This is a genomic window from Larkinella bovis, assembly GCF_042655385.1.
Lineage (GTDB): Bacteria > Bacteroidota > Bacteroidia > Cytophagales > Spirosomataceae > Larkinella > Larkinella bovis.
In genome coordinates, this window is sequence record NZ_JBHSMA010000004.1 from 149,931 (window position 1) to 172,042 (window position 22,112).

Sequence of the window (22,112 nt, forward strand, 5' to 3'; positions counted from 1 at the left end):
TACAGAATTGTGTTACGGCGGTTTTCGGCTATTCGGCCAGGTGGGGCAGTTCTACGGTTCTGAGCCAGTAGCGCAGCGTTGTCTGAAGTTGCTCCTGCCAGTCTTCGAACAAAACCGGTTTGGTGTGAAACGCCCGCGCCCCCAGCCGGTACGCCTGTTCGATGTCTTCGGGGCGCGACGAACCCGACCACATCACCACCGGAATCTGCTGGAAATTTTCGTTGGCTTTCAGTTGCCGGAGCGTTTTCAGACCGTCGAGCACCGGCATGTAAAAATCCAGCATAATCAGCGACGGAAACGCATCCGGCGTAATGGTTTGCAGGTGCGCCAGCAGGGCCGCGCCGTGCAGGAAACGCCGGATTTTCAGGTCCGGCTGGATTTCGTGAATCGCCCGATCAATGTAATTAAAATCCGTCTGATCGTCTTCTACCACATAAAAGGTAATCGTTGGTTCCATATACGTGCTTATTTCAGCCAGTCAAAATAAAAGGTCGTTCCTTGCCCCAGCTTCGATTCCAGCCAGATGCGCCCTCCCTGTTCTTCCACGAGCATTTTCAGGATAAACAGGCCAATGCCGGTGCTGCTTTCGGTCTGGGCGGTGTTGGACGTGGTCCGGAATAGTTTGAAAATCGCTTCGTGCTCATCTTCCGAAATACCGGGGCCGTTATCGCTAACGTAAAACTCATACCAGCGGCCGCGATCCGCGCACCCGATTTCAATGCGTCCTTCCGCTTTATCATTGTACTTAATGGCATTACTGATCAGGTTCTGAAAAACCTGGTGCAGCTTGATCTTCCGGGTTTTTAAGCGGGGTAATTTATCCTTAATCTCGATGGAAATGTGCCTGGGCGGAAAAATCAATAGCGCAATCTGTTCGACCAGTTCCTGCACGTCCACCTCTTCGACGGTTTGCTGGAGCACGTTTTTCCGCGAATATTCCAGCAGCGAATTGATCATTTCGGACAGGTGAAAAGCCGCCGATTTGGAGTGCCCTACGTACTCCTGGATTTCGTCGCGCGGCACAACTTCCTCTTCGTTCCTCATTTCCAGCAATGACAGAGCCGCAATCATCCCGACCAGGGGCGATTTCAGATCGTGGGCGACAATGTAGACAAACTTCTCGAGCTGCTTATTGATCGTCTCGAGTTGCTGCGCCGTTTGCTTGAGTTCCTGCTGGTAGTGATAGAGCTGTTCAAACACGTCCACTTTCGCTTTGGTAATGTTGATGTCCAGCGGTTTTTGCAGGTAATCGACGGCCCCTTCGCTAAAGCCTTTCAGAATGTACTGTTCTTCTTTATTGATCGCGGTGACAAAAATGATCGAGATATCTTTTGTTTTAGGGTTCGACTTCAGCAGCCGGGCCACTTCAAAACCGTCCATTTCGGGCATCTGAACGTCGAGCATGATCAGCCCGATCCGGTCGTTTTTCAAGGCATGACGCAGCGCTTCGTTACCCGAGGTAGCTTTAATGAATGTTCGGTTGTCGGTGGTCAGCATTTCTTCCAGCACAAGCAAGTTCTCCTCCCGGTCGTCGACCAGCATGATTGTCATATCCGGGGAGTTATCCGCTGTTACCATTCGTTTCTGGTTTTTTTGGTGAATCGTTGAGCCTCTGTAAAAAGACGTACTTTCTTTCGGTGTCAAAACGACGGTTTTTTCATTTCCTTCAATCGCAGCCCGGAGGATCGCCGGGTATTCGGCCGCAGCCGGGTCCTGCACACCGGCGACCCGCCCCTGGGCAACGCTTTCAGATTATTTTTTTCTTCTATAAATCCGCACGGCTGGATTCACGGCCTCAAACTGGTGCCGCATATCCGAAAACAGCAACGACTCTTTCATCCCCAGCGCCAGATAACCCCACGGTGACAGGCTATTCCCGAACAACGTCACAACCCGGTTTTGTAAAGTCCGGTTAAAGTAAATTAACACGTTTCGGCAGCAAACTAACTGAAATTCATTAAAAACCTGATCGGTTGCCAGATTGTGCATCGCAAAAACCAGATTTTTACGATATTCCTTCCGAATGATCGCATGCTCGTAGCGCGCGGTATAATACGCCGAGAAATCATTCAGGCCGCCCGACTGAATATAGTTGGACGTATAGTCCTTCATACTCTGTAACGGAACGATGCCCTGCCGCGCCCGCTCCAGGTTGGCCGGATTCAGGTCGGTGGCATACAAACGGGTTCGGCCCAGCAAACCGGCTTCGTGCAGCAGAATCGCCATTGAAAAAACTTCCTCACCCGTTGAACAACCGGCATGCCAGATTTTAATGGTCGGATACGACGCCAGCTTTGGCAAAACATTCGTCCGCAGCTCTTTATAAAAACCCGGGTCGCGAAACATCTCCGTTACATTCACCGTCAACGATTCGATAAACCAGGCAAAAAACCGGCTTTCGTTGGTGAGTTGAAACTTCAGCTCGTAGGCCGTTCGGCAACCCGATTTCTGCATGCAGCGAACCACCCGGCGGTGGAGCGATGCCCGGGCGTAATCCCCAAAATCGTAGCCGTACTGCTGTCGGACCAACTGAATCACTTCCTCCAGTTCCCCAGACGAAATCTGAACCGATCCGGTCATGCCTTTACTGATAACCATACTCGCATTAATGAAAATAACCGGCCACTATCGACGGGTTTGGTGATATAGTCTGAAGCACCGGCTTCGATGGTCTTTTCCCGGTCGCCCAGCATGGCTTTGGCCGTTAGGGCAATCACCGGCAAGTGAGTCATTTTCAAATCATTTCGAATCCTGCGGGTGGCTTCGTACCCATCCATCTCGGGCATCATGACATCCATCAGCACAATATCCGTGTCCGGATTCTGCTGCAGGAGCTCCAGCGCTTCCCGCCCATCAACCGCCGTGAGGACATTCATCTGCTGTTCTTCCAGCAACGTACTCAACGCAAACACATTCCGCATGTCGTCATCGACCAGCAGCACTTTTTTCCCCTGCAACCGCTGATCCTCGATCCGGGCCAGCGGTTTGGGCAGCTCTTTCGTTTCGACTTCCTGCACGTTGTAGAGGAATAATTCCAGCTCGTCCATCAGCCGGTCGATGGCTTGCGACGACTCCCGAATTACCACATCCGACAGCTTCTTCAGCGCCCATTCGCCCGATGGATTCAGGTCTTTATCCATGTAAATAATGACCGGCAACGGTTCGGTCGGCATGGCTTCCCGCAGAGCTTTTAATTCCCGAACGCCCTGCTCCAGATCGCCCCCCAGATCAACCAGCAGACAGTCGTAGGACCGCTGCCGGAGTTTTTCCAGCGCTTCCGCCCGGGTTGCGGCATAGTCGCATTCCAGATCCGCGTGGCGCTCGCCGATCACCTCGTTCAGCGAGTCGTCGTTCAGGTAATTTCCCGACAATACCAGCAACCGCTTGATCTGGCCCTGTAAGTGATCGCTGATCCGCCGGAAGGCTTTTTCCAAATCGTCTTTATCGACCGGTTTCTGAAGGTAGGCCAGCGCGCTGCCCAGCCCCGACGTGGGCTCATCAGCCGCCGACATGACGTGCACCGGAATCGCTTTCAGGCTGTCGTCGTTCTTCAGCCAGTTCAGCACACTCAGACCATCGACCACCGGCAACTGCATGTCCAGAATAATCGCCGACGGTTTATACGTCCGGGCGTAATAAATGCCTTCGTCACCCCGCAGGGCTACCAGCGTTTTGTAGCCTTTCCCACGGGCAAAGTCCTGCACCACGGCGGCAAAAACCGGGTCATCCTCGATAATCAGCATAACCTTGTCGCCTTTGTGCAGATTATGCCGATCGTCTTTCAGGGTATGCTGTTCAAAGATGTTTTTGGACGGATGCGCCTGTGCCGGGCTTTCGGGTTTGCCGGCCGGTTCCGGTGCCACTGGCTGCGGGGCGTGATCCGGCACGGCTTCAAGCAGCGGCAGGTAAACCGTAAACGTGCTGCCTTGCCCTTCCTCGCTTTGCAGGCGCATTTCGCCCCCCATGCGTTTAACCAGTTCCTTGCTGATCGATAGCCCCAGGCCCGTTCCCCCATATTTCCGGCTGGTTGAACCGTCGGCCTGCTGAAAAGCTTCAAAAATAACCTGCTGCTTTTCCGGGGCAATGCCAATTCCTGTATCTGTTACGGCAATGGTCAGTAACTGGCGGGCTTTCGTCAGCGGTTCGTTCGAAAATCCTTTCATCGGACCATAGACACGAAACGAAAGGGTTACTGAACCGCCCTGTGGGGTAAATTTGAAGGCGTTCGACAACAGGTTTTTAATCACCTGCTCAAGCCGCTGCCGGGCAATGTACAAAACCGCCGGAACGGACTCATCGACTTTCGTAATCAACTGAACGCCTTTCTGGTCGGCCACCACACTGAACAATTGTTCCTGATCGTGAATAATCTCACTGACCGACGTGTTTTCGGCCTGCATATCGATCTTTCCGGCTTCAATTTTCGACAAATCCAGAATATCGTTGATCAGATTGAGCAGGTCCGAACCCGATTTGTGAATCACATTGGCGTATTCGATCTGTTTGCCGGTCAGGTTACCAGCTTTGTTTTCCGACAGCATTTTGGCCAGAATCAGCACACTGTTCAGAGGGGTTCGCAACTCATGCGACATATTCGCCAGGAATTCTGACTTGTACCGACCGGTTTCTTCCAGTTCGCGGGCTTTGTTGGCGAGCGCCTGCCGGGCCACTTCCACCGCTTCGTTCTTCTCTTCCAGCTCGGCATTGATCTGGCGCAGTTCTTCCTCGTGCACTTTCAGCTCTTCTTCCGAAGCCTGCAGGATTTCGGCCTGCCGGATCAATTCTTCGTTCGACTGCCGGAGTTCTTCCTGCTGATTTTCCAGGCTGGCTTTCTGGTCCTGTACCTGTTCGAGCAAGCGATTGACCTTCCGGCGGGCATCGTTCGCATTCAGTGCAATGGCGATGTTGTTGCTGATGGTCTGCAGAAACTCCAGTTGTGCCGGATTCAACGGCTGAAAAACAGCCAGCTCGATCAAACCCTTGATCTCCTTCTTATACCAAAGCGGCACGAAAACAAGCTGTCCGGCTGCGGCTTTCCCGCTTCCCGACTGAATAGACCAATACCCGGCCGGAACGTGATTGATCACCGTCAGGTCGCGGTTCATGGCCGCTTCTCCTACCAGTCCTTCCCGCAACGCGTAGGTTTTCGATACCTGAGTTGGTAAAGCAACCGATGCGTTGAGTTCCAGCTGTTGCCTTTCTTCGTCGTAACAGTAAAAACCGCCCGCCTGGACTTCCAGATAAGCGACAATACTACGCAAAACGGCCAACGCCAGCGAGTCGGATTCGCTAACGCCCTGCATCGCGTCGTTCACCAGCCCAACCCCGGTCAGCAGCCAGTTTTTTTCCGTACTAACCCGGTTGATCTGCGCCATTTCGTCGAGATTCTGCTGTAACTCCGCTTCGGCCTTCTGGCGCTTATTCATCTCGAACGAAAACAGATAAGCAATAACGAGCGCCAGGATTAGCAGGAAAGCGCCCCCGGAAACAAACACCTTGATGGCCGTTGTCACGGCCATATCACTTTCTTTTTCCCGGTTTACCAACAGCAGCTCCTCGGTTTGTATCATATCGTCCAACACCCTGCGAATCCGGTCCATCCGGTTTTTTTCTCCCTCGGTCATGCGAATCAGATCCGCCCGGGTATACTGGCTGGCATCTATTCCGAGTTCGCGCCAGTATTCCAGCAACTCATTAATGAGCCGTTCGGATTTGATCAGTTTGGCTGTCTGGAGCGGACTGTCCTGAACCAGCTTTTTAACATCCAACAAGGCCGGGCCAATTTTTTGACCCGCTTCATAATACGGTTTCAAAAACTGCTTTTCGTTGGTTGCCCGGAACCCGCGACGGCCCGTTTCCATATCGATCAGCAGTTGCTGCGTAATACTGATGTGCTTCAGCACCAGGTAACTATGCCGTACGCGGAACGCTTCGTCCAACTGATTGCTGATGGTGCGGAATGCCGTGAAGCCGAGCGCAACGAGCAACGTCACGCCAACAGCAATCCCGATATAAAGTCGATTCGTTGACGATAATTTCATAAAATTGAAGCGTAACATCGGCAGGCGACCGAAGGATACTTATGCGAAGGAATGCTATGGGTTACTGATTACCAACTCATCTCCGCTAACTAGCCCGGTTTTCCGGTGCCATTCTGCCCGGGTGAATCCTTATTAAATTCTGCCAAAAGGCAAAACCCGTACTGTTATTGTAACTATATTCACAGAATAGCGTGTATAATAAAACGACTAAAGCTACTGCTCAATATGCATTATCAGACAACAAGGCATTGAAAAAATTTGTACTCTTGTCATAAAATACAACTTTTGCTCTACGTATTCAGACATGCATCAACCGATTACACACCAGACTAGAGGAGCAGAGCGGGCGGTTCGGGTGCTGGTTGTTGAAGACAATCACATCAATCAGGCTTTTCTGATTACCCTTCTTCGTAAATACGGAATTCCGAGTGTTGTGGTCGGTAATGGTCTGGAAGCGGTTAATTTTCTCAAAACGCAGCCCGTCGACCTGGTTCTGATGGACATCCAGATGCCGGTGATGGATGGTCTGACAGCCACGCGCCAGATTCGGGAAGAATTAGGGCTTACGGTTCCGGTGGTTGCGGTTACGTCCAATCCGGAGTACGATGCCCGGCCCCGCTGCCGGGAAGCCGGTATGGATGATTTTCTGGCCAAACCCATCCAAAAAAAACAGTTGGAAGTGATTCTGAACCGCTTTTTAAAACTCAATGAACCCGAACCTCCGGTGGTTGATCAAGCGTATTTGATGGAAATAACCGGCGGTGATCAGGATTTACTAGCGGATCTGCTCCATTTTTTCAGGGCGGATCTTCCGGTAAACCGCCAGACACTTTTCGAAGCCCTCGACCAGCACAACCGCCAGGAATTCGACCAGGTGGCCCACCGGTTCCGTTCCTCGCTGAATTCGCTGGCCATGCTGGATGTGGCCGCCAAACTGAAAAAACTAGAGCGAAACCCGGCCCTGACAACCGATGAAATCAGGCAACAGCTCACAGTTTTGTTTGACCAGATTATGGTGGGCCTTGAAACCCTCGATCAGTTAATTCCCAAACCGTAACCGCTCAGCCCGGAAACGAGCGATCAGGGCGCGGGCGGGGTGCCGGGGCGGAATTGAGCCATTCGTTAGTCTTTTTCAACCCGCAGATCCCCGGTTCGTCCGGAATCCCGATGCCTTTCAGGCTACCGTTCGGATCAGGCATTGAAAGGGTAAAGGCCGACGGCCAGCCGATCAAGTTCCCTTCCGGGAGACGAATTCGTGAACGGTCAGTCGAACGAAACGGCAAAAAATAAGGCCCTACTTTCGTAGCGCCCTATTCCGATGCGTCAGTGTCGGTTACAAAAGAAACTTCAACCGAATCACTTCTTTTTCGTCCAGATACCGCCACGAACCCCGCGGCAGTTCCTTCTTGGTCAGACCGGCGTAAACCGTCCGGTCCAGCTTCGTCACTTCGTAGCCGAAATGTTCGAAGATCCGGCGAACGATACGGTTGCGCCCGCTATGAATTTCGATGCCAACCACCTGCGCATCCGGTGTTACGATGCCCAGATCATCGGGTTTGATCGGTCCGTCTTCCAGTTCGATGCCATCGCGAATTGCTTCGAAATGCTCATTGGTGATCGGTTTATCGAGTTCGACCTGGTACACTTTCCGGATTTCATTCGACGGATGCGTCAGCTTTTCGACCAGTTCCCCGTCGTTCGTCAGCAGCAGCAAGCCGGTCGTGTTGCGGTCCAGCCGACCCACCGGATAAATCCGGTACGGCGTCGCCCCGGCCACCAGATCCATGACCGTGTTGCGGTCGTTCGGGTCGTCGGTGGTCGTGATATAATCCTTAGGCTTGTTCAGCAGCACGTAGGTCATTTTTTCCGGATTCAGCACCCGATTTCCGTATTTCACCACGTCGGTCGGCTGCACCTGGTACCCCATTTCGGTAATCACCTTGCCGTTCACGCTCACATCTCCCTGCGCAATCAGCTCGTCGGCGTCCCGGCGCGAACAAATTCCGGCGTTGGCAATGTAGCGGTTCAGCCGGATCGTGCCGTCGTCCTTCGCCCGCGTTCCTTTTTCGGCCCGGTCATTGCGTCCCGACGATCCCGGTTTCCGACCTCTGGTGTCCCGCGGTGCGCGCCCTTTGAAGGCTTTTTCCCGCAATTTATCAAGGTCATATTCGGGTGCCCGCGAGCGGCCTACCTGCCGTTCCCGGCTGTCTTCGAGTTTGCGCTGGTAGGCTTCGTCATTTTCATCCCGGCGCGGGCGATCGGGCGTAAACCGGTCATTATCCCGACGGAAGCCCCGGTTTTCGTCCCGTGGTCCTCTGGGCCGATCAAAATCCCGACGCGGACCTCCGCCTTCGAACCGGTCGTTGTCCCGGCGAAAACCTTTGTTGTCATCCCGGGTAAACCGCGGGCGCTCCTGCCGATCCCGGTCAGAATCCCGACGGTCCGGACGATCGCCATAACCACGTTCGTTGCCAAACCGGTTTTCCCGGCGTTCGGGCCGGTCGGCACCGGATTCGCGATCGCGCGAACGCTCGCCATACGAACGTTCCCCGCCAAACCGGTCATTGCGGGCTTCCGACTGGCCCGAACGACCAAACCGGGGCCGCTCCTCGTGCGATTCGGTGTTGCGCCCTCCCCGGTGTTCGTTCCGATCCGGTCGGTCATTGTCCCGGCGGAAGCCCCGGTTTTCATCCTGATTAAACCGCGGGCGTTCCTGCCGATCCCGGTCGAACTCCCGACGTGGTCCTCCGCCTTCAAACCGGCTGGGGCGGTTTTCGTTCCGATCCGGCCGCTCATCATTTCGTTCGAAATGGGGACGGTCGGACCGGTCATTGTCATTCCGGCGAAATTCTTTGTTATCGTCCCGATTGAAACGCGGGCGCTCCTCCCGGTTCCGGTCGAACTCCCGACGCGGTCCTCCGCCTTCAAACCGGCCCCCGCGCGGCTTTTCGCTGCGGAACGAGTCGTTATGTGGGCGCTCCGACCGATCAAAAGAACGGCGATCGTCGTCGCGTTCAAATCGGGGACGGTCGGATCGTTTATCGTCAAACCGGCGTCCGCTGTCTTCCGGACGGTTTCCGCGGGGGCTGTCAAAGCTCCGTTCCCGGCGCTCGTACCCCTCGCTGCGGTCTTTATCTTTGCTGAATTTGCTGTAAAATTTAGGAGTTGATTCCGGCCTTCCTGGCCCTTCTTTCCTGTCGCCCCGGCGGCCTTCTGATTCGTCTCGTCGCTTGCTCATAAAAGTTGCAGTATCCCTACTGTAGTTCTTGTTAACTAAATTGATTTTCAGCCACTTTCAAAACGGATTTTGAAATGGGGTGCAAAGTTAGCGTATTTTACCGTAACTTCTGACTTTGTTCAGAAAGGTAACACCATTTCGACCAAAACGTTTCAGGAAATACGCTTCGGATAACAAAAAATGGCTTCTGCAACCACCACCATATCCCCCGACCCTAAAAAACCGCTCTGGAAACCCGACCGGCGGCTCATTGACTCCTCGCAGATGAAACGGTATCTGGACTGGCTTTTTGTGAAAAAAGGTCTGTATTTCCGTGATTACCACGACCTCTGGGACTGGTCTACTACCGATCTGGAAGATTTCTGGCTGAGCATCTGGCAGTTCTTCAACATCCAGAGTCAAACCGATTTCCAGGAAGTGGTTGAAAAACCGGCCACCGGCCTATTCGGTACCCGGTGGTTTACGGGTGCCACGCTCAATTACGCCGAGCACATCTTCCGCCACCGAACCAACGACCGACCAGCTCTGCTGTTCCAGTCGGAACAACGCCCGCTGACGGCGATGAGCTGGAACGAACTGGAAAAACAGGTAGCCGCTCTGGCCCAGTTTCTGCGCGAAAAGGGCGTGCGATCCGGCGACCGCGTGGTGTCGGTGCTGCCCAACAGCCCCGAGGCCGTCGTGGCGTTTCTTGCGACCAACAGCCTTGGGGCTATCTGGTCGAGCTGTTCGCCGGATTTTGGCACCACGAGCATCATCGACCGCTTCCGGCCCATCGAACCCAAGGTTTTGCTGGCCATCGACGGTTATACGTACAATGGAAAACCCATCGACAAAACCGGCGCGCTGCACGAGTTACAGGCGGCTCTGCCCACGCTGAAACAGGTGATCTGGATCCCGTACCTGAACCCGGATTTCGAGCCCTTAACGGGTTTGCGCAGCCCGGCGGTTTTGTGGAATACGGTTTTAGAGAGCTACCCGAACGCTGCGCTTACCTTCGAACCGGTGCCGTTTGACCACCCCATCTGGATTCTGTTTTCGTCGGGCACCACCGGCAAACCGAAGGCCATTACCCATAGTGTCGGCGGTTGTCTGCTCGAACACCTGAAGGCACTGGTTCTGCACCAGGACGTTCAGCCCGGCGACCGGTATTTCTGGTATTCGACCACCGGCTGGATGATGTGGAATTACGCGGTTGCGTCGCTGCTGGCCGGGGCCACACTGGTGTTGTACGACGGCTCGGCGAGCTACCCCAATCTGGACGTTCTCTGGAATCTGGCCGAGCGCGCGCGAATTAACCACTTTGGCGCGGGGGCGGCTTATTTGCTGGCCTGCATGCGGGCGGACTTGTCGTTCAGCAACCAGCCGAAACTTTCCCACCTGCGGACAATTGGCTCCACGGGTTCGCCCCTGCCGCCCGAAGGTTTCCGATGGGTGTACGAGTCGGTGAAGAAAGACGTCTGGCTGATTTCGCTCAGTGGCGGCACCGACATTTGCAGCGGCTTTGTCGGCGGTTCTCCGCTGCTTCCGGTTTTTGAAGGCGAAATTCAGTGCCGGCTGCTGGGCTGCAAGCTTGACGCGTTCGACGAAAGCGGGAAACCGGTCCGGAATGAACTGGGCGAAATGGTGATTTTGGAACCCATGCCGTCGATGCCGATTTATTTCTGGAATGATCCCGGCAACCAGCGGTACAAAGCCAGCTATTTTGAGCATTACGACGGCATCTGGCGGCATGGCGACTGGATCAAAATTACGGACCGCAAAACCGTTATCATCTACGGACGTTCCGACGCGACACTCAACCGCGACGGGGTCCGGATCGGCACGAGCGAAATTTACAGCGCCGTCGAGAGTGTGCCCGCCGTGAGCGACAGCCTGGTGGTTTGTCTGGAACTTCACGGCGGACGGTATTTCATGCCGCTCTTCGTGGTGCTGAAAGACCAGCCCGGCGAACCGCCCACCGAACTCGACGAAGCCGTGGCGCAGCAAATCCGGCAGGCCCTGCGGACGCAATACAGCCCCCGGCACGTTCCCGACGCCATTTTTCAGGTTCCGGAAATTCCGTATACCATTAGCGGAAAAAAGGTAGAAGCTCCCATCAAAAAAATCCTGATGGGCCTCTCGCCCGAACGCGTCACCAGCCGCGACACGCTCCGCAATCCGTCGGCGCTAGACACCTATATTCAGCTGGCCGACACGCTGAAATCGGATTTATTGGTGAAATAGGAGTCGTGGAATAAATTATGTAGCTTACATTCATTTTCGACAAACATTTTTAGCTATATTTTGTCGTTATGCAATACGTACCCACGGACTAAACGGGGCGGCATCGGCCAGCCGACAGTTCGTGTTTTCTGATCTGTATTATTATTAGATTTTTCACGGAAGTTAGTCCGTGTACGACTTATGAGAGAACCTGAACGCGAAAAAATCCAGAACGACAAGGCAACCGTCCGCTTGCCGATGTTGTTGGGCATTACGCTGGCAGCCGGCATGTTGATCGGTGCTACGTTTTTTGGGGGCGGCAAAAGCCTCAACAACATCGGACGGGGGTATTCGAAATTTAAGGAAGTATTGCAACTGATTGAGAACAACTACGTTGACTCGGTCAATACAGAGGATTTGGTGGATTATTCCATTTCCAAAATGCTGGAGAAACTGGACCCGCACACCACCTACATGAATCCGCAGGATGCCGTGGCCGCCCGGACGCAACTGGAAGGCGGTTTTGACGGAATCGGCGTGGAATTCAACATTTATAAAGATACGGTGTACGTGGTGACGCCGATGGCGGGTGGGCCTTCCGAAACCGCCGGAATTCTGAGCGGGGACAAGATCATCAAGGTCGACAACACCGACATGACTGGCAACAAGCTCGACAACGCACTCGTTTTTAAAATGTTACGCGGCAAAAAAGGTAGCCCCGTTAAGCTGACCATTCTGCGGAAGGGGGAGAAAAAACCGCTGGCGTTTACGATCCAGCGTGACCGGATTCCGACCTATTCCGTTGATGCCGCTTACATGATCGATGATAAAACCGGGTATATCAAAGTCAACCGGTTCTCGGAAACCACGTACGACGAGTTCAAAAAAGCCCTGGGATCGCTGAAAAAACAAGGCATGAGCCAAATGGTGCTTGACCTGCGGAACAATCCCGGCGGTTACATGGACAAAGCGACCAGCCTGGCCGACGAATTCATTTCCGGCGACAAACTGCTGGTGTATACCGACGGCAAGGATGACCGGTATGACCGCCAGACCAAAGCCCGGATTGCCGGTCAGTTTGAAGAGGGTCCCGTAATTGTGCTAATCGACGAAGGCAGCGCATCGGCGTCAGAAATTGTGTCCGGAGCCTTGCAGGACCACGATCGGGCGTTGATCGTTGGTCGGCGATCGTTCGGCAAAGGACTGGTGCAGATGCCCGTGATGCTGTCCGACGGCTCGGAACTGCGCCTGACCATCTCCCGGTATTACACGCCGAGTGGCCGGAGCATTCAGAAACCCTATACGGCGGGGCATGGCGAAGATTACGAGAAAGAACTCGAAGCCCGTTCGAAAAGTGGCGAATATTACATCGCCGACAGCATCAAGAACAACGAGAAATACAAGTTTAAAACCTCGGGCGGCCGAACGGTTTTTGGCGCGGGCGGCATTACGCCGGACGTCTTTGTGCCCCGCGATACGGTATTCATGACCAAGTATTTGATCCAGTTGTATAACAAGAACATCATCCGGGAACAGGCGATGGAATACGCCAATGATCACCGGAAACAACTGGAAAAAGACGGTTTTGCCCATTTCAAGAAGAACTTCGTCATTTCGGACGCCCTGCTGAAACGCCTGACCGACGACGCGACGGCGCAGGGGATCAAGTTTAACGATGCGGATTTCAAACGGTCGAAAAAATACATCCAGACGCAACTGAAAGCATACATTGCGCAGTATGCGTGGCGAAACGGCCACCGCGACGGACTCAACAACGAGTTCTTTGAAACCCTGTCGGAAGGCGACGAAACCTACCAGAAGGCGCTGACCCTCTTCGGCCAGGCCCGATTACTGGAGAAGGGCGCTTACGCGTCCCACAAATAAAAAAGAGGGCGGAGTCAACTCCGCCCTCTTTTTTATTTTGGCTTCGGATCCAATCCGGCTACTTCATCATCTTGCTGAGTTTGCCCGACGACTGCATCTGATTCATTTTCTTCATCATTTTCCGCATTTCGTCAAATTGTTTCAGCAGGTTGTTCACTTCCTGAATGGACGTGCCACTGCCGTTTGCAATTCGTTTTTTACGGTTTCCGTCGATGATTTCGGGGCGTTCGCGTTCTTTGGGCGTCATCGAGCCGATGATCGCTTCGATGGGCTTGAACGAATCATTATCGATATCGACGTCTTTCATCATCTTGCCCATGCCCGGAATCATGCCGATGAGGTCTTTGATGTTCCCCATCTTTTTGATTTGCTGCAGCTGGCCCCGGAAGTCGTTGAAATCGAACTTGTTCTGCCGCATCTTGGCACTGATGCGCTTGGCGTCTTCTTCGTCAAAGGCCTGTTGCGCCCGCTCCACGAGCGAAATCACGTCGCCCATGCCCAGAATCCGGCTCGCCATCCGATCGGGGTAGAATACGTCGAGCGCTTCCATTTTTTCGCCCGTACTGATGAACTTGATCGGTTTCTGCACCACGCCCCGAATCGAGAGCGCGGCCCCACCGCGGGCGTCACCGTCTAATTTCGTCAGTACAACGCCGTCGAAGTTCAGCCGGTCGTTGAACGTTTTGGCCGTATTGACCGCATCCTGCCCCGTCATCGAGTCGACGACAAACAGCGTTTCGGTCGGATTCAGTGATTTCTTGAGGTTTTCGACCTCCTGCATCATCACCTCATCGACCGCCAGACGCCCGGCAGTATCGACGATGACCACTTTCTTACCGGTTCTGCGGGCGTGCGCCAGTGCGTTCTGGGCAATCTCGACTGCATTCTTGTTTTCCGGTTCGGCATAGACCTCCACGCCGACCTGCTCACCCAGCACTTTCAGCTGGTCGATAGCGGCCGGGCGGTAGATATCGCAGGCCGTCAGCAGCACGTTGCGGCCCTGTTTTTTCAGAAAAGCCGCCAGCTTGCCCGAGAAAGTCGTTTTCCCCGAACCCTGCAAACCCGCAATCAGGATGATGGCCGGATCACCTTTGAGGTTGATACTCTGGGCCTCACCCCCCATCAGGTCGGTCAGCTCTTCCTGAACAATCTTGACAAATAATTGTCCCGGTTCGACGGCGATGATGACTTTGCGATCAAGGGCTTTTTCTTTGACGCGGTCGGTTACTTCCTTGGCAACCTTGTAGTTAACGTCGGCATCGGTCAGTGCCCGGCGCACTTCCTTAACGGTGGCGGCCACGTTAATTTCGGTAATCCGGCCCTGCCCTTTTAAGGTTTTAAACGCCTGATTAAGCTTATCCTGAAGATTCTCAAACATATTCCCAATTTTTACCTCTATACACGCTGATGTTCTCTGATTAACTCTGTGTAATAGTTATTCATCAGGGTTGATCAGAGAACATCAGAGGTGATCAGAGAATGCAAAGTTAGTGATTTTTAGGGGAGGTAGGAAATACACAACCGACAGGAAGGCATGACTTTTTATTACAACAGCAGCCCGCCCCAGCCTTCGCGCAGTTTGTTGACGGCCCGGTGCAGCAGGTTCGCCACGGACTGATAGCTCAGGCCCATCACGTCCGCGATTTTGTCGTTCGGTAAAGCCGCAAAAAACTTCAGGTGAATTGCTTCTTTCTGGCGGTCGGTTAGGGTTTTGAGCAGTGTTTCCAGACGGCTGCGCTGGTAAGCGGACAACTCCGTCCGGATCAGTTCGTCCTCGAAACTTTCTGTATAGAAAAAACCGTCGGAATACTCCTCTTCCAGGGATTCCGTAAAACCAGCGCGGAGCGCTTCCTTGTACAGTTTCCGGCGCAGCGATTTGAAGAGATACACACGGACATATTCCGTCTGGGTGATGTTCCGGCGGTAGGCCCATAACTCTACGAACAAATCCTGAATTCCGTCCTTGAGCAGGTCGATATCGCGCGTGAATTTGAGGCCGTAATGGTATAGCGGTCGGTAAAAACGCCGGATCAATTCTTCATAAGCAACCTCGTCGCCCCCACGAACCTGATCCCATAAGGCTGAATCCGGTAAATTGTTCTTCATGCAGATAGGACGTTAACCATACGGTGGTCTTTCATCAATCGGGTTCGAAGACCCATCGCACCTACAAAGTAGGGAAAAATTCGTAAAAAATAGTAAAACACCGGGAAAGCCCCTCCAATAAATAATTTTTGGATCGCGTGGGTATCCAACCGAAAAACCGTTCTATCTCCTAGTATCCACATTGGACTTGTGAACGTCACCATCTGTTTATGCCGGGCTATCAGACCTACCAAGCCGAAGATTTCTTAACCGACGATTCATTCATCGCCTGGGTGTATCGCAGCGACGAAACCGCCGTGGCATTCTGGTCCGACTGGATGGCCCTGGCGCACCCCAACCGCGCCGAAGCGTTGCTGGCCAAAGACATTCTGGAAGCCCTGAAACTCCCGGATGAGGGCCTGACTGAAACCACCCTGGACCACGAAACCGGCCAGATTATGCACCGGATTCGCCAGGCACCCGCCGGGCGGCAAATGCCGGTTTTCCGGTGGTTTTGGTATGCGGCTGCCGCTCTCCTGCTGTTGTTCGGGGCGGGATGGCTGGAATGGCAGCTTCACTTCAAAAACCCGCTGGCGACCAGCGTATGGCCCGTCGTTCAGCCCCGGGAAGGCATGGTTGAACAGGTAAACCGCACCGGCAAACCCGTTCAGGTGCGCTTACCCGATGGCAGTACGGTGCGGCTCCAGCCCAATAGCCGGATTCAGCACGTGGCCGGTTTTGGTCAGAGCGTACGCGCCGTCATCCTGACCGGCGAAGCTTTTTTCGAGGTGGTTCCCAATCCGAAAGTACCGTTTCTGGTTTACGCCCGCGACGTGGTAACGCGCGTCGTCGGTACCAGCTTCACGGTGAAAGCCAACGACGAAAATCCGCAGGTGACCGTGGCCGTCCGGACCGGGCGCGTAACGGTGTATTCCCGGAAAGAGCTTGAACAACAACGGAATGTCGAAAAACCGGAAGTAACGGGCGTGGTACTGACACCGAATCAACAGGTGGTTTTCAACGCCAAAGAAGCGGTTTTCCGCAAAGAACTGGTGGAAAAACCAGTCCAGATTTCGCAGAATGCACAACCGGTTTCCTTCGACTTTGAGGACAAGCCCATTTCCGACGTGTTCCGGCGGATCGAGGATACGTACCAGATCGACATTGTCTACAACGAATCGCTGCTGCAAAAATGCACCCTGACGGCCTCGCTGACCGGCCTGTCGCTCTACGAACAGTTGCGACTGATCAGCAAATCCCTCGAAGGTTCTTACGAAGTAACTGACGGCAAAATCCTTATCCTGGCAACCGGATGTGGCGAGTAAATCAACCCTGTTTAGTATGCGATACCTTTATTAAATAAACCATGAAAAACCGACTACCAACCCGACCGTTCGTGTCCTTTCTCCGCCGAATAACGTGCCTGTTGCTGCTGATCACCATCAGCCAGACCAGTTTTGCGTTCGGAGCGGATCAGGCCACCAAAGAATTGCTGAGCCAGCGCGTCAGCCTGCAACTGAAAAACAAATCGCTTAAGGAGGTGTTGAGCACCATCGAGAAACAGACGCAGGTTAAATTCATCTATGTTCCCCAGAACATCCGGGCCGACCGCGACATTTCGATCAATGCGGCCAACGAAGCCCTCGCCGGCGTCCTGGAACGACTGCTTACTCCCCTCGCCATTACGTACGAGGTTACCGAAAACCGCATCATCCTGACCAAAGGCAAAACTAGTGAGTCAGCCCCCGTCGAACCACTCACAACGATGGCCGCAATGGAACAGGCGGTTTCGGGAACGGTCACCGACGACAAGGGCGAGGGGTTACCGGGCGTCAGCATCACAGTCCGGGGAACCACGCAGGGAACCACCACCGATGCGCTGGGTGCCTATAAACTCAACGTGGCCGATGGCAACGCCGTGCTGGTGTTCAGCTTCGTGGGCTACGCCAAACAGGAAATTACAGTCGGCACGCAGAGCGTGATCAACGTTCGGTTGCTACCGGGCGATCAGACACTGAACGAAGTGGTGGTGACGGCCCTGGGGATCAAACGCGAGAAAAAGGCGCTGACCTATGCCGCCGGTGAAATCAAAGGCTCCGACCTGGCGCAGGCCAACGTCACCAACCTCGGAACGGCCCTGTCGGGGAAAGTAGCCGGTGTGCAGGTGACATCCTCGGCCGGGGGCGCAACCGGTTCGTCACGAATCGTTATTCGCGGAAACTCCTCCCTGTCGGGGAATTCCCAGCCGCTCTACGTCATTGATGGCGTTCCCATCGACAACTCCAACCGCCGGGCCATCAGCTCGTTTCAGTTACAGGGCGGTCTGGACGGCGGGGATGGGATTTCAAACATCAATCCCAACGACATCGAATCGATGACCATTCTGAAAGGGCCCAACGGCGCGGCTTTGTACGGCCAGCTGGGGGCCAATGGGGTGGTGATCATCACGACCAAATCGGGTCGTCGCAACCGGCGGCCATCCGTTCAGTACAGCGGAAGTTATTCGGTCGGTAATGCCCTCGTAAAACCGGATTACCAGAACGAATACGGCCAGGGTTACAATGGCCAGTTCACCTTCTACCGGCAAGCCAACGGCACGGTTGTTCCGTTCAATGCGAACCTGACGGGTGGCATTCCTAAATTGAGCGCAGGCCGGAACCCGACGACACGCGGTAGCTGGGGGCCGAAAATGCAGGGCCAAACCGTGGAAGACATGTGGGGCGATACCGTCAGTTACTCCCCCATTACCGACCCCTACACGGCCTTTTTCAAACCCGAAAAACAAGCCATCAATACCGTTAGTGTCGATGGCGGGGGCGAAAAAGTAAATTACTACTTCTCGCTGACGAACCTGAACAATGACGGTTTTGTGCCTACCAACAAACTAAACCGGAACTCGGTAACCGTTAAACTGTCGGCGGACATTGCCAAAGGGCTGAACCTTGACACGAAGGTTAACTACATCAACCAGAAGGTCAACAACCGGCCCTACGTGGGCGACGACGGCATGAACCCGGTGTACCGGTTTCTGTACGTACCCCGCAGCCTGAGCATGGACGGTTTGAAGCGGTATGAATACACGGCCAAGGACATCCGCTACTCCCAGGATCTGGGCGGCAACGGTTTTTTCGTCGGGGGTGAGAAAATTTTTGAAAGTAATTCCGTGACGTCCAACCCCTTCTGGACGGTCAACAATACGCATAACGAAGATACCCGCGACCGGATTATTGCCTACGCCAAGCTGAACTACGAAATCGCCAAAGGCATCAATGTTCAATTGCGCTACGGGTCGGACTTGTACTACGAACGGCAGTTTGGCTGGAAAGCCGTCGGGACCCGGGTTTCGCAAACGGGTGACGTTTTTGAAAACATGGAGTTTAACAAGACCGAGAACGTGGACGGTTTGCTGATGATCAACCGGGAAGTGGGTGATTTCTCAATCAGCGCCAACCTCGGCGGCAACCACCTCAGCAGCCGCTACCGGATTACCGGAAATGCCGGTTCACAGCTCAGCATTCCGGGTCTGTACGCCATTGGCCGGACGGTTTTGAACACGCCCCGGCTGGGTGTGGCGGAGTCGGTAATTAACTCCGTGTTTGGACAGGCCAGCATCGGTTTCCGCAACTACCTGTTCCTCGATGTGTCGGCGCGTAACGACTGGTCGTCGACGCTTCCGGTGACCAACAGCTCGTATTTCTACCCGTCGGTCGGCTTAAGCTGGGCGGTTACGGACGCTCTTTCTCTGAACCTCCCGGCGCTGGATTACCTGAAAGTACGGGCTTCGTACGCCCAGGCGGGCCGGTCGGGTGATCCGTATTCGACGTTGGGGTATTATAACCTGAACGCCAACACGTTTCTGAATCAGCCCCTGGCCACCTATACCAGTACGGTCGTTGACCCGAACCTGAAAAACGAGTTGAAAACCTCGTACGAAGCCGGGGCCGAACTGCGGTTCTTCAAAAACCGCCTGAATCTGGATTTCACGTATTATCATTCCGTCACCAGCAACCAGATCCTACCCATCGTCATCTCGCAGTCAACGGGTTACAGCAGCAAACTAACCAACGCGGGCCGGATCGAAAACAAGGGTATTGAACTCCTGATTGGCGGTACCCCCGTTAAATTAAGTAATGGTTTCTCCTGGGATGCCAGTTTCAATTTCTCGGTCAACCGCAACAAGGTCCTGGAACTGATCGACGGGGTGAACGAAATCGTGGTCGGCTCCGACCGCAACATTCGCGTGGTGGCTGCGCCGGGTGAACCGTATGGCCAGTTGAAAGCCGCCGACTACGCCTGGCTGAAAGACGCCAACGGCAACCGCCTGATCGACGACAAAGGCCTGCCCATTGTGCAGAGCATCGGAACCGTGGCCATCGGAAACGCCACGCCAAAATGGATCGGCGGTTTGACCAATAGCTTCTCCTACAAAGGCTTATCCCTAAGCTCGCTGATCGACATCCGGCGGGGCGGTCAGATTTTCTCGCAGGGCCGGGTGCAGGAAGCCGCTTACGGAACGTCAAAACGGACGCTGGAAGGCCGGGAAGGCGGCCTGATCGCGGAGGGAGTAAAAGCCCGTCGGGAAGGCAATCAGTGGATCAGCACGGGCCAGACCAACGATATTCCCGTAACGGCTCAGGCCTACTGGAACCGGGTAGCGTCGGACAAAGGCTTTGCCGTCGCGGAAGAATTTATCTACGACGCCAGCTATATTGCCATTCGGGAAATCCGGCTGGCGTATCAGCTCCCGGCTTCTATTCTGAAAAATAACAAGGTGGTTCGGGGTGCATCACTGGCCCTGTACGGCCGGAACCTGGGTTATATCGAACGACACACGGACGGTTTTTCACCCGAAAACGCATCCATCAACGTCAACTCCGGGACAATGGGTATGGAACAGCACTCGCTGCCGCTGATGCGCACCGTTGGTGTCGACTTAAACCTGAGCTTCTGATCGGAACCCAAAACTGAATCAAAACATGAAACGTTTTTCTAAAAAGATACTGCTTCCGGTACTGGGTTTGCTCGTTACGGCATCGGCCTGTACCAATGATTTCGAGGAACTGAACACCTCTCCCACCCAACCCCGCAGCGTTCCGGCAGAATACCTGTATTCCCAGGCCCAGCTAAGCGGTTTTCTGGCCGACGGTACCAACTGGTGGCAGGTCGGTTCGTGGGTCGAGCAGTGGGCCAGCGGTTCGCTCTCGGCCCCTTCGCAATACCTCGAAGACCGCGACATCTACGAAACCAACAACTGGACCTCGCACTACGAACTGATCAAGAACCTTTCTCAGATTCGGAATCAGATTCTGAAAGGCCAGGAAGGCACGCCCAACGGACGGACCAAACTCGCTATTGCCAAGATCACGGAAATCTACTTCTGGCAACGGATGACCGATTTCTGGGGGGATATTCCGTATACCCAGGCCGGTTTGCCCGATGATAACCTGATCCTGCTCCCGAAATACGACAAGCAGGAAGATATCTACAAATCGCTGATTACGGACCTGGATGCGGCAATCAGCCAGTTGAACGCAACGGATGTGTCGTATGGCAACGCGGACTTTGTCTACAAAGGCGACGTTACCAAATGGCGGAAACTCGGGAATTCACTGAAACTCCGGCTGGGAATGCGGCTGCGGTATGCCGATGCCGCTTTAGCCCGCAAAACCGTCGAGGAAGCCCTGAAAGCGCCCCTGATTGAGAGCAATGCCGACAACGGTGCCATGCCAACGGTCACACAGGACGGAAACCCGTTTGGTTATCACCCGATCATCGGCGGTTACAACAGCAGTAAAGAACTGAACCAGCTGGCCGCTCCGTTCATCGATGTACTGCTGGCGAAAAACGACCCGCGGCTGCCGCGCATTGCCGAGCCGACCGAAAACTCCAAGAAAGCCGGAAAACCGATTTACCGGGGGCTTGGCGTGGCCCTGGGCGGTAGCGTGATCATCAACCGCGACGATTATTCGTACGGCACCATTTCGATCTACAACGACCGGAAAGCCACGTTCCCGTACGTGTTTATGGCCTATTCCGACAACTGCTTCTTCAAGGCCGAAGCGGCCCTGCTCGGCTGGGGCGGTTTAACACCCGCTCAGGCCGAAGGATTCTACCAGGCTGGCATCCGGGCCACCATGCAGATTCAGCCGTATTCCATTGCCGAAGCGGATATCGCGGCTTATATCGCCCGGGAAGGCAAGCTAACCGGAACCGCCGAACAGCAGCTCGAGCAGATCATGACGCAAAAATGGATCAGTCTGTTCATGCGGCATTACGAAGCCTACGCCGAATGGCGCCGGACCGGCTACCCGGTTCTGAAACCGGGTCCCAACCCGGGCACGACCAACGGTCAGATTCCGCGCCGGGGTGTATATTCGAGCACCGAACGACTCCGGAACGCGGCCAATTACAACGAAGCGTCGTCACGGTTGAGCAACGGCGATACCTACCTGAGCAAAGTCTGGTGGGATAAGAAGTAAGGGGGCGTTTACCGAAAAGCCCGGAGCGTAGAGACGTTAAGTCTTTATGTTCCGGGCTTTTCGCTGTTTCTGGTGTCTTATACCTGGCAACTAACTGGAGATTCGGTGGTATTCGAACTACAGAGGCCCGGGATGCGAAGGCTTGCCTGGTTTCACCTTGCCATCGTTCGTAAGCGTTCGGTG

General features: G+C 54.3%; 14 protein-coding genes. 6 read left to right on the top strand and 8 right to left on the bottom strand.

The genetic code is table 11. The features are described from left to right. Positions 1 to 28 precede the first annotated feature (28 nt). The 4 genes from ACFPMF_RS14545 to ACFPMF_RS14560 all read right to left on the bottom strand — a co-directional run bounded on the left by ACFPMF_RS14545 (position 29) and on the right by ACFPMF_RS14560 (position 6,041). On the bottom strand, positions 29 to 457 hold the full coding sequence (locus tag ACFPMF_RS14545; RefSeq protein ID WP_379846239.1) for a response regulator: 429 nt from the start codon (positions 455 to 457) through the stop codon (positions 29 to 31). 8 nt (positions 458 to 465) lie between these two features. Further along, complete coding sequence (locus ACFPMF_RS14550; RefSeq protein WP_379846241.1) at positions 466 to 1,578, bottom strand: sensor histidine kinase; 1,113 nt, start codon at positions 1,576 to 1,578, stop codon at positions 466 to 468. Positions 1,579 to 1,752: 174 nt separating this feature from the next. Continuing rightward, positions 1,753 to 2,598, bottom strand: coding sequence for a CheR family methyltransferase (locus tag ACFPMF_RS14555; RefSeq protein WP_379846244.1), 846 nt, complete (start codon positions 2,596 to 2,598; stop codon positions 1,753 to 1,755). Then, positions 2,577 to 6,041, bottom strand: coding sequence for a response regulator (locus ACFPMF_RS14560; protein ID WP_379846246.1), 3,465 nt, complete (start codon positions 6,039 to 6,041; stop codon positions 2,577 to 2,579). Before ACFPMF_RS14560 ends, ACFPMF_RS14555 begins: the two co-directional genes overlap by 22 nt. A 304-nt stretch (positions 6,042 to 6,345) precedes the next feature. On the opposite strand from ACFPMF_RS14560, the gene ACFPMF_RS14565 reads away from it, so the two are divergent. Further along, positions 6,346 to 7,098, top strand: coding sequence for a response regulator (locus ACFPMF_RS14565; RefSeq protein ID WP_379846249.1), 753 nt, complete (start codon positions 6,346 to 6,348; stop codon positions 7,096 to 7,098). Between the two features lie 4 nt (positions 7,099 to 7,102). On the opposite strand, the gene ACFPMF_RS14570 is transcribed toward ACFPMF_RS14565, so the two are convergent. Further along, positions 7,103 to 7,240, bottom strand: coding sequence for a hypothetical protein (locus tag ACFPMF_RS14570; RefSeq protein WP_379846252.1), 138 nt, complete (start codon positions 7,238 to 7,240; stop codon positions 7,103 to 7,105). Between the two features lie 134 nt (positions 7,241 to 7,374). Next, entirely contained in the window at positions 7,375 to 9,279 is a 1,905-nt protein-coding gene (locus ACFPMF_RS14575) for a pseudouridine synthase (protein ID WP_379846255.1), read from the bottom strand. A 180-nt stretch (positions 9,280 to 9,459) separates the two neighbouring features. Here ACFPMF_RS14575 and ACFPMF_RS14580 point away from each other — a divergent pair, with 180 nt between their 5' ends. Next, positions 9,460 to 11,502, top strand: a complete 2,043-nt coding sequence (locus ACFPMF_RS14580) for an acetoacetate--CoA ligase (RefSeq protein WP_379846258.1) — start codon at positions 9,460 to 9,462, stop codon at positions 11,500 to 11,502. Between the two features lie 180 nt (positions 11,503 to 11,682). Then, entirely contained in the window at positions 11,683 to 13,365 is a 1,683-nt protein-coding gene (locus ACFPMF_RS14585) for a S41 family peptidase (RefSeq protein ID WP_379846261.1), read from the top strand. Positions 13,366 to 13,423: 58 nt separating this feature from the next. Here the strand turns inward: ACFPMF_RS14585 and ffh are convergent, their stop codons facing one another. Together ffh and ACFPMF_RS14595 are read right to left on the bottom strand one after the other, a co-directional pair. Continuing rightward, on the bottom strand, positions 13,424 to 14,743 hold the full coding sequence (gene ffh / locus ACFPMF_RS14590; protein ID WP_379846263.1) for a signal recognition particle protein: 1,320 nt from the start codon (positions 14,741 to 14,743) through the stop codon (positions 13,424 to 13,426). 167 nt (positions 14,744 to 14,910) lie between these two features. Beyond that, positions 14,911 to 15,471: an RNA polymerase sigma factor gene (locus ACFPMF_RS14595; RefSeq protein ID WP_379846265.1), complete on the bottom strand. Its 561-nt coding sequence runs from the start codon at positions 15,469 to 15,471 to the stop codon at positions 14,911 to 14,913. 209 nt (positions 15,472 to 15,680) lie between these two features. On the opposite strand from ACFPMF_RS14595, the gene ACFPMF_RS14600 reads away from it, so the two are divergent. From ACFPMF_RS14600 to ACFPMF_RS14610, 3 genes are read left to right on the top strand one after another with little or no spacing between them, the layout of a single operon-like run. Further along, positions 15,681 to 16,775 (top strand): FecR family protein, encoded by a 1,095-nt coding sequence (locus ACFPMF_RS14600; RefSeq protein WP_379846267.1) that lies wholly within the window; start codon positions 15,681 to 15,683, stop codon positions 16,773 to 16,775. A 41-nt stretch (positions 16,776 to 16,816) separates the two neighbouring features. Further along, the gene (locus ACFPMF_RS14605; RefSeq protein WP_379846270.1) at positions 16,817 to 20,401 is read left to right on the top strand and encodes a SusC/RagA family TonB-linked outer membrane protein; all 3,585 of its coding nucleotides are present in this window, start codon (positions 16,817 to 16,819) and stop codon (positions 20,399 to 20,401) included. 25 nt (positions 20,402 to 20,426) lie between these two features. Then, the gene (locus tag ACFPMF_RS14610; protein WP_379846273.1) at positions 20,427 to 21,929 is read left to right on the top strand and encodes a SusD/RagB family nutrient-binding outer membrane lipoprotein; all 1,503 of its coding nucleotides are present in this window, start codon (positions 20,427 to 20,429) and stop codon (positions 21,927 to 21,929) included. Positions 21,930 to 22,112: the final 183 nt, after the last annotated feature.